The following is a 14,555-nucleotide window of genomic DNA, read 5'->3' on the forward strand; positions in this document are numbered from 1 at the left end:
CACTCATGAACGGTCATCGCCTCACTCACCGGGAGCCGTGGAGTTCGTTGCGTACATGCGGGTGCGGGTGATCACGATCCAGGCGGCCAGCAGCCCGATCGCGAGCATGGCCAGGGAGAGCCCGGCGGCCTTGCCGAAGTCGCCGTCCTGGGTGGCGTAGACGTAGGCGAGCTGGTTGACGGACCAGGTGGGGCTGATCTGGCCGGGGGCCGCGGTGGTCAGCACGGTCGGTTCGACGAAGACCTGGCTGCCGGAGGCGAAGCTGGAGATCAGCACGAAGGCGACGTACGTGCGGACCATCGGGAGCTTGACGTGCCACATGGTCCGCCAGGCCGAGGCGCCGTCGACCTGCGCGGCCTCCAGTACGTCCTTGGGGAGGGCGTTGAGCGCGCCGTACAGGACGACGATCCAGCCGCCGGCGTGCACCGCGACACCCATGACGGTCAGCAGGGCGATCAGGCTGCCCCCGGACAGCGCGTCCGTGGCGCTCTCGATGTCCATCAGCTTGAGCAGGGGTGAGAAAGGGCTGCTGTCCGGGCTGATCATGAACAGCCACAGCAGGGCGGCGGCCGAACCGGTGACCGCGCCGGGCAGGTAGTAGACGAGCTGGAGGGCGCGCGTCGTGCGGCCGGGACGGGCGTGAAGGGTGAAGGCGAGCGACAGGACGGTCAGCAGCAGGATCGGCAGCCACAGCAGCAGATACGTCGTCACATGCGTGGCCGCGTCACCGAGCCGGTAGTCGTCGAAGACGGCCGACCAGTTGCGGGCGCCCGAGAAGGAGCCGTCGTGGACGAAGGAGGTCCACAGGGCGTATCCGGCGGGTGCCAGTCCGAACACCGCGAGGAACAGGGCGTAGGGGCCGACGAGGATCCAGACGACGGCGGCACGGGCGGGGCGGCGCCCGCGGCGGAGCCGCGCCGGGGGCACGGCCCTGACCGTGGGCGGACGGGGGGTCGTCAGCGTCTTCATCCGACGGTGTACCCGCTGGTCCTGGCCGCGGCCTCCAGCTTGTCCTGCCAACCAGCCAGCGCTGTACGCAGGTTGCCGCCGGAGTCCACCGCCTTGCCCAGGGTGTCGTTGAAGCTGGTCTGCCAGTCGGCTTCGTAGCGGACCGCGCCGAATCCCGGGCGCAGCGCGCCTGCCGCCGCGGTGAGGGCGGGCATCGGGTCGGAGGCGTAGTACGGGTCCTTCGACTTGGCCTCGCCCCACTTCTTCGCGGCTGCCGTGAAGGCGGGGTAGGTGGGCTGCTTGGCCTGGAGGCCGATGTCTGTGGTCATCCAGCGCACCAGGTCCGTCGCGTCCTTGGTCCGGTCGCCGGCGTGCGCGGAGACGAGGAAGGCGCCGCCGCCGACCTGTCCGGCATACGGTTTCGACTCGCCGGGCCAGGTGGGCATGGCAGCGGCCGCGATTCGCCCCTCGGGCACCTTGAAGGCGGGGGCGAACATGAAGTCGCCGAACCAGGCGGGACCCGGCAGCATCAGGATCTTGTCGCCCTTGCCGAACTTGGAGAACGCGGGATCGATGGGTCCGACGGTGGTGATGGCCTTCTTCTCGGCCAGGGGCTGGAGCAGGTCGGTGACCCGGGTGCAGTCCGGCTGCGAGAGGTCGATGTGGACCTTGGTGAGACTGAGCGTGTCGCGGGTGGGGCAACCGCTGCTGCCGAAGTAGGCACCGGCGCCGTACTTGCCGTTGACCGCCCCGACGATGACGCCCGGGTGCTCCTTGGCCGCCTTCAGCCCGGTCCGCTGGTACTCCGCCCAGGTCTTGGGGACCTGGTAGCCGTACCTGTTCATCAGCGTCGCGTCGTACCAGAGCACGGTGGGGGCGATGTCGTTGCGCAGGCAGTACGTCTTGCCGTCGAAGGTGCAGGTGTCCAGGGCGCCGGGGGCGAACCCGTCGCGGACCGATACCGGTACGAGGTCGTCGAGCGGGGCCGCGAAGCCGAACTTCTGGCTGGTCAGCGTCGCCGCTTCGGCCGGGTTGGTGAGGAAGACGACATCGGGCCAGCCGCTCTTGGTCCGGTTGGCGAGCGAGATCTTGGTGGGGACGTAGCCCGCGTCCGGCGGGATGGTGACGATGCGCATCTTCAGGTCGGGGTGGGCCTTCTTGTACTGCTGGGCCGCGGGCATGCGGGTGTTGTCCACCCAGACCAGTAACTCACCCTTCCCACCGCCCGAGCTGCTGCCGCCACCTCCGGTCCCCCCGCAGCCGGAGAGCACCAGAGCCACGGCCGCGGCCAGGGAAACGGCGTGCCATCTCTTCATCGAGTCCCACCTTTGCGCCGAGGAGCCTTACTCGCAGGACACGGATTGCGATAGTTTTCGCAATGTGCCGACCGCCCGGAAACGTAGGAGATACATCCGATGACGTCAACGGTTCGGACAGGATCCGATCAGAGAAGACCGCGCACTCTGGCCGAAATAGCTGAGCAGGCGGGCGTATCGGTGTCCACCGTCTCCAAGGTGTTGCACCATAGATCCGATGTATCGGCGGAGACGCGGGCCAAGGTGCAGCGACTGCTTGAGCAGCACGGCTACCTGGCGAAACACCGTCCGGCGGCCACCGCGGCCCCGCCCGGCGGGCTGATCGACTTCGTCATCAACGAGCTGGACAGCCCCTGGGCGGTCGAGCTCATCAGGGGCGCGGAGGACGTGCTGCACGACGCGGGCATGGGCCTGGTGGTCTCCTCCACCCATGGCCGGACCAGGCGCGCCCGCCAGTGGCTGGACTCGCTGGCCACCCGCTCCACGCGCGGAGCGATCCTGGTGGTGCCCGAACTGACACCCGAGCAGCAGGAGGAGCTGGGTCGGCTCGGCATCCCGTACGCGCTGGTGGCACCGATCGACGAACCCCCGCCCGGCACACCGTGGGTGGGCGCGACCAACTGGCCCGGAGGCCTGGCCGCGACCCGCCACCTCCTCGAACTGGGACACCGGCGGATCGCGATCATCAGCGGCCCGGAGCGCCGGCTCACCTCACGGGCCCGGGTCGACGGCTACCGCTCGGCACTGGCGGAGGCGGGCCTGCCCTTCGACCCGGATCTGGTGCGCTACGGCGACTTCACCCACGGCCTCGCCCATCAGCACGCCCTGGAGATCCTGAGCCTGCCCGAGCGCCCGACCGCCGTCTTCGCGGGCAGCGACCACCAGGCGCTGGGCACGTACCGGGCCGCGGCCGAACTGGGCCTGCGCATCCCTTCAGACGTCAGTGTGGTCGGCTTCGACGACCTGCCCTTCGCGGACTGGGTGACCCCGCGACTGACGACGATCCGCACTCCCCTGGCCGACATGACCGCGCTCGCGGCCCGGATGGTGCTCAGGCTCCTTGCCGGGGAACAGCCGGAAACGACACGGGTGGAGGTGGCGACCCAACTGGTGGTGCGGGAGAGCAGCGGTCCTCCCCCACGCTGAGCTCGCCGATGACACCACTGACTCGGCGGCCTCGGTCACGGGATGGGGCGCAGTACGGCTGTGTAGTTCTCTCCGCCGTACAGGGACTCGTAATGGATGGTGAGTGTGAGCCGCCGATTGATCAGGTTCTCGACTTCGGTGTGGTCCTGAGGGTCGTAGCTCGCGACACTCAACAAGTACCGCTCGTAGTCGGTGGCGATGACCTCGCCGCGGTTGAAGGTCACAGCGGACGGGCGCACCGACAAGCGGTCGCGGACACGGTCGGCACTCGGTGCGTCCCAGGCGCCGATCACTTCGTCATCGACGGTGAGCGTGGTCTCGACGATGATCGCCGGCCCAAGGCCGGAGTTGACGAGGCGGATCCCTGCCCTGCCTCCCACCGGCCAGCCACGATGGAGTTGGAGTACCGGGCGCACCGAGTGGCGGTTGTGTTGCCGCGTGGCGTGCGTCTGGTAGACCGAGACGACCAGCGACGCGACGGCGATCACGACCGCGCATATCGCGGTGACGGTCTCTGCGTTCATTCCATCCCCCGGGTGAAGACCTCTCGCTCGGACGGTATCCGAACCGTTGGCCGTGTCCCGGGCCAATCCGCTACTGCCGCAGCGCGAGCAGTTTCTTTCGGTATCCGGGTCGCGAGCGGTGGCCCCAGCGGGGGTGCTGGGCGGGATCCCGTACGTGCGTGCTGCGCTCCGGTGGGAGTAGCCGGCGCAGAACCTCGGCTTCGACTCGGGCATGACTTCGCTGACGGCGGCCGCGGTGCACGGGCCAGAGGCGTTCGGTGCCCTGCCGAGAGGCGTTCGGTGCCCTGCCGTTGGCGGCAACCATGCCGGTCGCCCGGGTCGCCGCCAGCACGACGGTGACCCGGGACGACCTGCCATGTCTTCCTGAAGGAACGACGAAAGCCTCACGTCAGGCCGTCATCGATCCACCCTTCCGCTTGTCGCAGGGCTCATCAGGTGCGGGTCCAGTGTTGGTTGCTGCCGTTCGAGCAGGAATAGAGCTGGATCAGGGTGCCGTTGGCGGTGCTGCTTCCGACGGCGTCGAGGCAGAGGCCTGACTGGACGCCGACGATCGACCCGTCGGAGTTGAGGCGCCATTTCTGGTTGTCGCCGCCCCAGCAGCTGTAGATCTGGACTTTGGTGCCGCTGCCGGTGCCGGCGGCGTCCAGGCACTTGTTGCCGTAGACCTTGAGCTCGCCGGCGGCGGTGTACGTCCACTGCTGGTTGGTGCCGTTGTGGCAGTCCCACAGCTGGAGCTGGGTGCCGTCGGTGGTGCTGGAGTTGGGAACGTCAAGGCAGCGGCCCGAACCGACGCCCTTGATCTGTCCGCCATCCGCAGGAGGCGTGGTCGTGCCACCGTTGAGTGCGTTGAGGACGGCGGTGTAGGCGGGCTTCTTGCTGCCGTCGCCGTTGAACAGCAGCGGCGTCTGGTCCGATCGCCAGGAGTCGGTGTCGCGCACACCCCAGACGGTGATGCCGAGGCAGCGCGAGACGGCCAGACAGTCGTTGGTCACGTTGGCGTACGTCGAGGCCGGGGCGCCCTGGATGTCGAGTTCGGTGATGGCCACGTCGACGCCGAGGGCGGCGAAGTTCTGCAGGGTGGTGCGGAAGTTGCTGTTGTAGGGGCTGCCACTGTTGAAGTGCGACTGGAAGCCGACGCAGTCGATCGGCACGCCGCGCTGCTTGAAGTCTCGGACCATGGAGTACATGGCCTGGGTCTTGGCCCAGGTCCAGTCCTCGACGTTGTAGTCGTTGTAGCAGAGCTTCGCCGCCGGGTCGGCGGCGCGCGCGGTGCGGAAGGCGACCTCGATCCAGTCATTGCCGGTGCGTTGCAGATTGGAGTCCCGCCGAGCGCCCGAACTACCGTCGGCGAACGCCTCGTTCACGACGTCCCACTGGGCGATCTTGCCCTTGTAGTGGCTCATCACGCCGTTGATGTGGTCGATCATCGCCTGGCGGAGTGTGCTGCCGCTGAGGCTCTGCATCCAGCCGGGCTGCTGAGAGTGCCAGGCCAGGGTGTGTCCGCGGACCTGCTTGCCGTTCTGCACGGCCCAGTTGTAGACACGGTCACCGGCACTGAAGTTGAACTGGCCCCGCTGCGGCTCGGTGGCGTCTATCTTCATCTCGTTCTCGGGCGTCACCATGTTGAACTCACGTCCCGCGATCCCGGTGTAGGCCGAATCGCCCAGCCTGCCCGACGCGATGGCGGTGCCGAAGTAGCGGCCGCTCTGCGCCGCCGCTGCGCCGAGGGTGCTCTCGGCAGCGTGCGCGGTGGGCGGCGTAACCAGTGCGGCGACTGCGCTGACGACGCCGACGAGCACCGCAAGCAGCAGACTGCGGATTCTCCAGCGGACACCATGTCCGGGAAGGGCAAACAAACCCATGGCTGTGCCTCCAAAACAGACATCACGGAATGACTGAAGCGCAGGGGGAAAGGGTGGACCGCTCCCCCTCGGCGGATGGACGGACGGGGCCGGCCGGAACCTGGGCGGCACGGAACGCTTTGGCACGGACATGGGCACGGGGGTACTCCATCGCGGCTCAGCCGGGGCCGTCACTCGGCGTCGCGTACCTCCTCCAACTGCACGAAGAGCCAGCTGCGCCGGTGCGGACCTCACCGGAACGAAACGGGGTGGCGCAGGTGCTGTGGTGCGTGGATATGCCGTGCAGTTGTGCGTGGCGCCGTGGTGCAGCACAGTTCGCGCACGGCCAATGCGGTTCGAAATTTCGGACCGCGGTCGGCTCTCGTTGAGGGATGATTGATGCATTGACGGTGGATCGTCAATGGATTCGACGGAGAAACTTTCATCCTCCTGTTCGAAACATTCGAAGACGCGTCAGGCCGGACAACGGGCCCCCCGGCGCCACCGCCGACAGACACCGCAAGGCCCAATCCAGCGACCAGGGCAAGCGCGCGAACGCCGCCACCTCGCCTATCCAGCCCTGCTCAAGCCCCTTGGGCCATAGCGGAGATACCGCTTCCTTCCCGGGCGCTGCCGATCGATGTGACAGCCGGCCACACCCCAAAGAGGAGAACCGTTTGCAGGCAGAATTGCGACCCCTTGACCGAGGGACCCCACCTTCCTAGCTTGTGCGTCGAAGGATCCATGAACTTCTCGAATGTTTCGAGAAGCCCTCCCTGCTTGGCTCGGCCGTTCCACAGCTCGCCAACGCCACCCTCGCGCCGCCCCACCCCGCCCCACCCCAAGGAGGCCCTCGGATACGTTTGCTGGCTCTCACAAAGCCTCTGTACGTGCGGGCGCGGGATCGAGCAGATGGTCGTCGCGTCGTTTCGGATCGCTGGGCGATCGCGGGGGCGCATCCCGCGCCGCCGTAGGAGCCGGCGGTATTCGTCGTGGTCCACAGCCGCATCACCAGAGGTTTCCGGGACGGCAGTTGAGGGTTTCGCCCACCATCTCGGCCAGCTGCACGCCAGAGCGGACGGGCCCTCCTCATCAGTGTGGCCTTCGCCGGGCGCCGCCTGCCCAGTTGACCTATCGTCGAGAGGACCCGCGTGAGCGGTGGGTCGCGGCGCGGGGGCGGTCGGTCATGGTGCAGCCGGTCCCCTATTGGCTCACATCCGTACGTACCCACATCCCCGAGATCGTCGCCAGCCTGCCAGGACGGCGACGTCCCAGGAAACTGGGCGTCGCACCACCTCGGCTCCAACCTCCCGTTCTCCGCGCCTACCGGGTGGCCTGGGCTAGTGGCTTGCCGGGTCTTCAAGGCTGTGACGACGGTCGGATGCGACCAGGAACCGAACGGACGCGGCACACGTCTCCGCACCGTGATTTCCAACGAGCACCAAGAGCACGCGAGCTCCGCCGAGGCGTAAACCGCCGGCCCACGCCGGAGAGGTGGCCGGTCGGCGGATCCTCGACGCCTGACCGCCCACCCCCACGCCCTCCGCAGGCACCTCCTGGAATTGATCGTTTAGTGCTCAGGGACTCGGAAGCCTTGACCATCTGGGCGTGATCCGGGTCAGGCTTCCTCTGCTGGGCCGTCCACGGGCCGGTCCACCTCGGACGGGACGTCCGACGGATAACCCCCGATCGGCCTGGTGACCACGAGACGGCGCACCTCGTAGGACATCTCGGCAGTCTCGGGTTCAGGGGCGGGATGGTAACGGCCCGCGCACACCGACAGGTTGACGATGAGGTAGGCCTGCCAGCCGGAGCCCACGCCCCGTCCGTCGGCGAAGATCCGCTCGCCGTCGAGGGTCCACACCACACTGCGCCGGCCGAAGGTCACTCCCAGATCGAGGACGGCCCCCGGACGCACCACGTCGTGACGGACATACCTCTGGACCCTGCGTACATGGTTGGTCAGCTCCAGAAGGTCAGGGTTGTCGGGGTGGTACTCAAAGACGTCGACCTCGTTGCCGCCGTCCCGCCAGGTCCAGACGGCAGGCCAGGCACCCAGCTCGGTAGGCAGCCGTACCGTGGTCTCCAGGTGATCCCCGGTGCGCACCATGAATCCCTCGGCGCTGCCCTCGGTGGTCAGCAGACCGGCGTCCCACAAGCCGTCCGCCCTGCGCCGGGCCCTGAACGTCCCCAGCCGGGAGTAGGCGGGGTCCGGCGTGAGGTGATCGAGTTTGTTGTCGTCCTGGTTGGTGGGCCCTCCGTCCGGATAGGCCCAGGACCGGCCCGCGACCCACTGGCGTTCCGAGGAGAAATCGGCGCTGAACACGACGGAACTCACATGCGCTCTCCTTGCTGTCAGGAACACCCCCGCTCCCGTTGCATCTCCTGACCCGTCCGCCCTCATGCGCCATCCGCCCGCACTCGACGTGCAATTCAGCCTCCCGGGTGACGAGCCGCTGTTCGAGTCGGCGGCTCAAATCCAGCGCCCTCCGCTGCGCGCCTGCGCGGGTCTCATTGCCGGACGGTGCCGGTGGCGACGGACGGGACTCAGACGAGGGAGGACGCCCGCGCCCGAGGTCCTCAAGCAGGGGTTGTTGCCGGCGTTCAGCTGCCGTTCCGGTGGCCGACGCACGGGTCAGGCGCGGCAGCCACGCGACAGGTGCGGACCTTGCGATCGGGAACCTCGCGCCGATCAGCCCGAAGGCGGCCTTGCCGATGTAGTCGACGACGCCGTGAGGGGGGCCTCGCCGAGGTGGCCGCGGATGATGCGCCCCAACCGCTTGCCCGCCTCGACCGTCGCCCTCTGGTCATCGGAGACGGCCCGGTACAGGCCGATCGCCGCGGCGAACACCTGTCTGCCAACTCATGCCGTACGGGCAGCGGTTCGGCCGCTGTGCGGAATGGCGGCACACTCAGTCGTTGCCGGGCCCCATCGACACCACGACCTTGCCGGCCTTGGTGCGGCCCTGCTCGACGTACGCCATCGCCTCAAGCGTCCGGTCGAACGGGAAGGTGCGATCGATGACAGGTCGGAGCTTCCCGCTGTCGTAGAGAGCGGCGAGCTTGCGCAGTTGTGAGCCGTTGGCCCGCATGAAGAAGAACTGGTAGCGGACGCCCAGGGACTTGGCCCGCTTGCGGACCTTGCGGCTGAGGGTGCTCATCACCAAGCCCATGAACGAGGGGGCGCCGAGCTGCTTGGCGAAACCGGCGTCCGGCGGGCCGACGACGCTGACGGCCAGGCCGCCGGGCTTCAGGACGGTCAGCGACTTCTCCAGGTTCGTCCCGCCCACGGAGTCCAGCACCAGGTCGTAGCCGGAGAGCACCTTCGAGAAGTCCTCCTTGGTGTAGTCGACTACGACGTCGGCGCCGAGGCTCCTGACCAGCTCCTCGGAGTCGGTGCGGGCGGTCGTCGCCACGGTGGCGCCGAGGTGCTTGGCGAGTTGGATGACCGTGGATCCGAGGCCGCCGGCACCGGCGTGGATGAGCACCTTCTGCCCGGGCTGCACATGGGCACGGTCGACGAGAACCTGCCAGGCGGCCAGGGCCACCAGCGGCACCGCGGCCGCCTCCTGGAGGGTCAGCGAGGCCGGTTTGGGTGCGACGTCGTCCTGATCGATCGCGATGTACTCGGCGAAGGCGCCGATCCGCAGGTCGCGCGGACGGGCATAGACCTCGTCGCCGGCTTTGAAGCCGCGTACGGCTGAGCCGACCCGCGTGACGACGCCGGCCACGTCGTGGCCCAGGACGAACGGCGTCTTGTACTTCAGGAGCTGCTTGAACTCCCCGTTGCGGACCATCTTGTCCAGCGGGTTGACACTGCCGGCGCTCACTTTGACCAGCACCTCACGGTCCCCGACGACGGGCTCGGGTACCTCTGCGGCGCGTGCGCCGTCCTTGCCGTACTTCTCGACGACGAATGCCTTCATGTCAGTCAGCCTTCTGCGTGATCTTCTTGAGGGGTTTCTTCACGGTGGGTGCGTTGGTGCGGGCAGCGGGTGCGTTCAGTTGCCGAGGTGCCGGCTGAGCCACTGACCCATCTGCTGTATCGCCTGGTCCACCTCGGGCACGCGCCCCGCACCCAGGATGAAGGAGTGCTGCCCCTCAGGCATGGCGTGGACTTCGGAGGTGACCTTGAAGTCCGCGAGTCGGCGGCCGAGTGCGGCGCCGTCGTCGGCGAGGGTCTCGAACCGGCCGTAGTGGACGGCGGTGGGCGGCAGGCCGGTGAGGTCTGCGCCGGCGATGCTGATGCGGGGGTCGTCGAAGTCGACGCCGGGTTCCTGCAGCCAGGCGCTGCGGAACAGTTCGAGTGTGGCCCGGCTGAGCATCTTGTCGTGGTGCTCGTTCTCGTCGACCGACGGGTTCTGGAGGGTGAGGTCGGTCCATGGCGAGACGCTGATGATCGCGCCGGGGGTGGCCTCGCCCTTGGCGAGGAGGCGCAGCGGCAGCATGACGGCGAGGGTGCCACCGATGGAGTGGCCGGTGCTGCCGATGTTGCGGGGCTCGTAGCCCTGGGAGAGCAGCCACCGGTAGGCGGTCTCGGCGTCGTCGAGCTGCGCGGGGTAAGGGTGCTCGGGGGCGAGGCGGAAGTCGACGACGAGGGAGCGGACCCCGGCCGCCTTGGCGATGTGGCCGGCGGCCTTGCGGTCGGAGTGCATCGAGGCGGTGACCGAGCCGCCGAAGTGGAAGTGGAGCAGTGCCTTGTCGGGGTCGGCGCCGTCGGGGATGGCCCACAGGGCGGGCACACCGCCTGCGTCGACCTCGGCGTAGGTGACGCCTTCCGGCTCCGTGGACGCCTTGTGGTTCGAGTCGACGATGTCGCGGATCACGGCCAGGTCGAGACCGGGCGTGGCCGACTTGGCGCTGACGCCGGCGAGGAACTCCGCGAACTCGTGCGCCTGCTGGCTGACTGCCATGGTGGCACTCCGTAAGTTGTTAGGCGGGCCGGGAGGGCCGGATGTGGCTGATGGTGGCGTGCTGATGATGACGACACTAGAGTCTGAGTATAGAAAAGTAAACTCAGATGCGGTTAGTATCACTGCATGGATGCGTTGAGCGATGCACTGGCAGACACCGGCCTGGACCCCCGCCTCGACCGCGACACGTCGAACTGCTCGATCGCGCGGACCCTGGAGATCGTGGGCGAGAAGTGGACGATCCTCATCCTGCGCGAGGTCTGGTACGGCTCCTCCCGCTTCAGCGACTTCGAACGGGTCCTGGGCTGCCCCCGCAACCTCCTCGCCACGCGGCTTCGCCTGCTGGTGAAGGAGGGGATCCTGGCCGCCGAGACCTACAAGGAACCCGGCGCGCGCAGCCGGCCCAAGTACGTGATCACGCCCAAGGGCATGGACCTGGTGCCGGCCGTGATGGGGCTCCTGCAGTGGGGCGACCGCTACCGGGCCGATCCGGAAGGCCCGGCTGTCGAGGCACGGCACCGCGGATGCGGCGGGCACGTCCAGGCCCAGATCCACTGCTCAGAAGGCCACCCCGTCCAGGCCGACGACATCGAAAGCATCCCCGGGCCCGGGTTCCGCATGAAACCCGCGCAGTGAGATCTAGGCCAACTGCCGCAGCGTCAGGGCTAGGTACCCAAGCGGGCTAGCGGTGCTCACCGGCGCACAGCAGCTGCCCGGCGGTCCTTCGTCCACCCGGGGCGGTGCCGGTGGTGTCATGACCCGCGGGTTGCTGCACGGGGCTCACGGCCGGGGCACCGACACGCCGCCACAGCTGCTTCGGACCGTTTCGAGACACCGCCGGTCGAGAGAAGGTGTGCGTGGACTGCCCCGGCTCGGGCACGCTGCACCTCGCGCACCTCTGCCGAGTCGGGGGGTTTGCGACGCAGCAGGAACTGGGGTGAGCCAGGCTTAGCGCGACTGCGCCCAGTCGTAGAGATGGTGAGCGCTGTCACCGAAGCGCGTGGCGTAGAGCATGGGGGCCTGTCCGCCCGCGAGTTCCTCGTCGGTGGTGGTGACGCCCACGACGGTGCCAGTACCGGTGCGGGTGTCGAAGTGGGTCAGGTGAGGGCCACCGCTCGACCCGGGCGACATGTCGCAGGTCTCGCCCCACAGCAGGGGCGCCACGGGGCCGGGGTGGGTCGTACCGGCGCAGTGGATCACGCGTGATCCGACGTACTTGTCACCGGGATCGTTGAGTCCGTAGTTCGGGTATCCGAAGGCGTGGACAAACTCGCCTTCGACCGGCTGGCTGAAGCCGATCCGCTGGCTCCCGGTGACGTCTGCGACGGGGCGCCCTCCCGCAGCGGGATTCGCCACCAGGAATGCCGTGTCGTACCCGGCCACGGCGATGTCCGACGACGCCGTGGTGTCCGGATCGGTGTTCCAACGGGAAGAGGTGGCCATGGTCCTGACGGTGAAGCCGCCGAGGGGCTTCGTTCCGTTGCGATAGCCGGGCACGAAGTAGAAGTTGTGGTTCCAGGTGTCGTCGGCGGAAGGCGATCCGACACCCCGCAGGCAGTGTGCCGCCGTGACGACGGTACTGCGGTTGGCGCTGGTGACGACTGTCGCGGTGCAACTGCCGTCGTAGCCGTCGGAGAAGGTGAAGAAGAGGCGGCCGACGTTCTTCTCCACCGCCCCGTTGTGCGTCCATACGGCCCCGGAGTCCGGCGTGTTCGTGGGAAGGGGCCGGGGGTCGTCCGGCGTGTTGTCGTCCTGGGGCACGGGGGTGATCTCGGGAACCAGAGCTCCTGCCAGCTTCATCCGCTCGGGGGTCCAGTACGCGTTGATCCGGTTGCGCTCCTGTGCGGTCGTGGCGCCGGCGTGGGTGGTGGTGGCCGGTTCCACGGCGCCGCTCCCGCCGGTCGACCGGTTCCGCTGCACGGCATCGGCGGCCACGGCCGGCGCGACCAGTGCGACTACGGCCGCCGACGCTGCGACCGTGGCGCCGATCGCGTGGCGGAGGGACCTACGGGTGCGGATCCGATGACCGCACGGGCGGTGAGAAGGGGTATGCATGCGCGAGACACTAGGTGCGCCATGTCAGGAGGCGGTCAGAAAGTTGTGCAGGCGGTGTCTGCAGCTCATCGCGAACATGACCTTGCCGTCGCTGGCTTCCCACGACCCGTTGGCCACCATTCGCCGGGTTCTCGACGCTGATGTTGCTGCTTCTGGCGTCGGTCCTCTTCCGGGTCCTGCCGCCGTCGTCCGACGCCTGTACTGGCAGTGACTCGTCCTGGCGGTGACTCGCCGTTCTGCTCCTTGTCGCGCTCCCGGGCGGTCACCGGGGAAGGTGACCGCCCGACCGGCCGTGACCCGACTGCCGAGGCCCGTCGGTGCCTTGGCGGTCCGCCCGGCCGACGCGGTCAGGCGGGGCTCGGCCTCACCGGCAGGGACCTCGTACGCCTTCGTGCCGGTGGGCGGGGCGCGTTCGAAGTGCTGGAGCCGGCCGCGGATTTCTTCGGACCGGTGAATACGGCGGGCTTCTCGGGGTCCACCCGCGGTGCCGACCGACACCGCCCCATTCACATCGCGGCGATCCCCTCCATGCCGGACTCGGCGAACGCGGGCAGGCCGGCGGCGGTGGTGACCTTGGTGAGGGAGCCGTTCTTCTCGACGCGGAAACCGTCGATCGTTCCGGAGGTGGCGTTCTGGACGTAGACGAACTTGGCGTCCTTGGTCACGGCGATGTCGATCACGCCCTGCGATTTCGAGGAGGGCGGGGTGGCGAGGCCGACCTCGTTGGTCAGGGCGAGGCGTCCGTGCTTGTCCATGCGGTACCCGGCGACGGTGGAGTTGCCGGTGTTGCCGCCGTAGAAGAAGTCGCCCGCGCGCTCCAGCCAGCACAGGACCTCCTGGCCGTTGGCGAGCGGCTGCTGGAGGACCTTCAACTTGCCGTTGTGGTGGACCTGGTAGACGGTCACCGTGGACTTCGCGGCCTCGGCGACCAGCATCCGGTTGCCGGTCCTGTCGAAGCTGATCGCGAACGGCACGTTGCCGGCGGACTTGTTGACGACCGGCTCGGCGACGGCGGGCAGGCCGTTCTTCTTCAGCGGGAAGACCTCGACGGTGTTGCTCCCCTTGGTGGTGACCACCACGTTGCGCCCGTCCGGGGTTATCTCGACCTCGCCGGGCGAGGTGTCGAACCGCGGTACGTCCTCGTTGGCCAGCCCCAGGGACCGGAGGGACCCTCGCATCGGCACGAGCCCCTTTCCGGTGATCCGGAAGCCCTGGACGCTGCCCTTGCCGCCCGCGTTCATGACGTACGCGATCTTGCCGCGCACCGCGATGCTGGACGGGAACTCGCCGCCGGTGTCGATAACTTGACGGTGCTTCAGTTTCGTTCCCTCGACGCGGAAGGAGGTCAGCGTGCCGCTGCCCGCGTTGACCGCCAGCAGCATGCCGGAGGCGTCGTCGTAGACCAGGGAGCCCTGGGAGGCGAGGGAGTCGGTGGGCGCGTCGACCTGGTCGCCGCCCTTGCCGCCCGTGGCGTAGCTGCCGGCGGGTTTCAGCTTGCCCTGGTCGTCCCGTGCGAAGACGTGGACGGTGTTGCCGTTCAGCTCGTTGCCCTGCACGAACACGGCATGGTCGGCTGCGGCTCCGGACGCCCCGTACTGGCTCGCCGAGGCCAGGGACACGGCCACGGTGGCCGCCGCCACGGTGGCGAGGGCGCTGCCGCCGATCACGATGCGCCGCCGCCTGGACTTGGCCCGGTGACCGCGACGTCCTCCGTCCCTCTGGCGGCTCGGACGGTCTTCACTTCGCTCGCCGTACATGCTCATGTCCCGCTCCTTCGATTCCTCGTGGGGTTCGTGCGTCCGCTTGTGGTCG

General features: G+C 68.4%; 11 protein-coding genes. 2 read left to right on the forward strand and 9 right to left on the reverse strand.

Annotation, left to right across the window (positions count from 1 at the left end; translation table 11 throughout):
* Positions 1 to 21: 21 nt before the first annotated feature.
* Both RKD20_RS01525 and RKD20_RS01530 read right to left on the reverse strand, forming a co-directional pair.
* Complete coding sequence (locus tag RKD20_RS01525) at positions 22 to 969, reverse strand: carbohydrate ABC transporter permease (protein ID WP_424876007.1); 948 nt, start codon at positions 967 to 969, stop codon at positions 22 to 24.
* On the reverse strand, positions 966 to 2,264 hold the full coding sequence (locus RKD20_RS01530) for an extracellular solute-binding protein (protein WP_424876008.1): 1,299 nt from the start codon (positions 2,262 to 2,264) through the stop codon (positions 966 to 968). The genes RKD20_RS01525 and RKD20_RS01530 overlap by 4 nt, the downstream gene beginning before the upstream one ends.
* 99 nt (positions 2,265 to 2,363) lie before the next feature.
* Here RKD20_RS01530 and RKD20_RS01535 point away from each other — a divergent pair, with 99 nt between their 5' ends.
* Complete coding sequence (locus RKD20_RS01535) at positions 2,364 to 3,410, forward strand: LacI family DNA-binding transcriptional regulator (RefSeq protein ID WP_424876009.1); 1,047 nt, start codon at positions 2,364 to 2,366, stop codon at positions 3,408 to 3,410.
* Positions 3,411 to 3,445: 35 nt separating this feature from the next.
* Here the strand turns inward: RKD20_RS01535 and RKD20_RS01540 are convergent, their stop codons facing one another.
* From RKD20_RS01540 to RKD20_RS01560, 5 genes are all read right to left on the reverse strand, one after another.
* A complete protein-coding gene (locus RKD20_RS01540; RefSeq protein ID WP_424876010.1) occupies positions 3,446 to 3,934 on the reverse strand; it encodes a hypothetical protein in 489 nt (162 codons plus the stop codon).
* Positions 3,935 to 4,365: 431 nt separating this feature from the next.
* The gene (locus RKD20_RS01545) at positions 4,366 to 5,796 is read right to left on the reverse strand and encodes an endo-1,4-beta-xylanase (RefSeq protein WP_424876011.1); all 1,431 of its coding nucleotides are present in this window, start codon (positions 5,794 to 5,796) and stop codon (positions 4,366 to 4,368) included.
* A gap of 1,597 nt (positions 5,797 to 7,393) precedes the next feature.
* The gene (locus RKD20_RS01550) at positions 7,394 to 8,113 is read right to left on the reverse strand and encodes a beta-glucanase (protein ID WP_424876012.1); all 720 of its coding nucleotides are present in this window, start codon (positions 8,111 to 8,113) and stop codon (positions 7,394 to 7,396) included.
* 574 nt (positions 8,114 to 8,687) lie between these two features.
* Positions 8,688 to 9,701 carry an NADP-dependent oxidoreductase gene (locus RKD20_RS01555; RefSeq protein ID WP_424876013.1) on the reverse strand — a complete coding sequence of 338 codons (1,014 nt, stop codon included), beginning with the start codon at positions 9,699 to 9,701 and terminating at the stop codon, positions 8,688 to 8,690.
* A gap of 75 nt (positions 9,702 to 9,776) precedes the next feature.
* Positions 9,777 to 10,688, reverse strand: coding sequence for an alpha/beta hydrolase (locus RKD20_RS01560; protein ID WP_424876014.1), 912 nt, complete (start codon positions 10,686 to 10,688; stop codon positions 9,777 to 9,779).
* 162 nt (positions 10,689 to 10,850) lie between these two features.
* Between RKD20_RS01560 and RKD20_RS01565 the strand changes: the two genes are divergently transcribed.
* Entirely contained in the window at positions 10,851 to 11,324 is a 474-nt protein-coding gene (locus RKD20_RS01565; RefSeq protein WP_424883118.1) for a winged helix-turn-helix transcriptional regulator, read from the forward strand.
* A gap of 312 nt (positions 11,325 to 11,636) precedes the next feature.
* Here the strand turns inward: RKD20_RS01565 and RKD20_RS01570 are convergent, their stop codons facing one another.
* A complete protein-coding gene (locus tag RKD20_RS01570; RefSeq protein WP_424876015.1) occupies positions 11,637 to 12,743 on the reverse strand; it encodes a trypsin-like serine peptidase in 1,107 nt (368 codons plus the stop codon).
* Positions 12,744 to 13,249: 506 nt separating this feature from the next.
* Positions 13,250 to 14,506 (reverse strand): lactonase family protein, encoded by a 1,257-nt coding sequence (locus RKD20_RS01575; RefSeq protein WP_424876016.1) that lies wholly within the window; start codon positions 14,504 to 14,506, stop codon positions 13,250 to 13,252.
* Positions 14,507 to 14,555 lie beyond the last annotated feature (49 nt).

The sequence above is a fragment of the Streptomyces sp. SLBN-8D4 genome (assembly GCF_049739545.1).
Lineage (GTDB): Bacteria > Actinomycetota > Actinomycetes > Streptomycetales > Streptomycetaceae > Streptomyces > Streptomyces canus_C.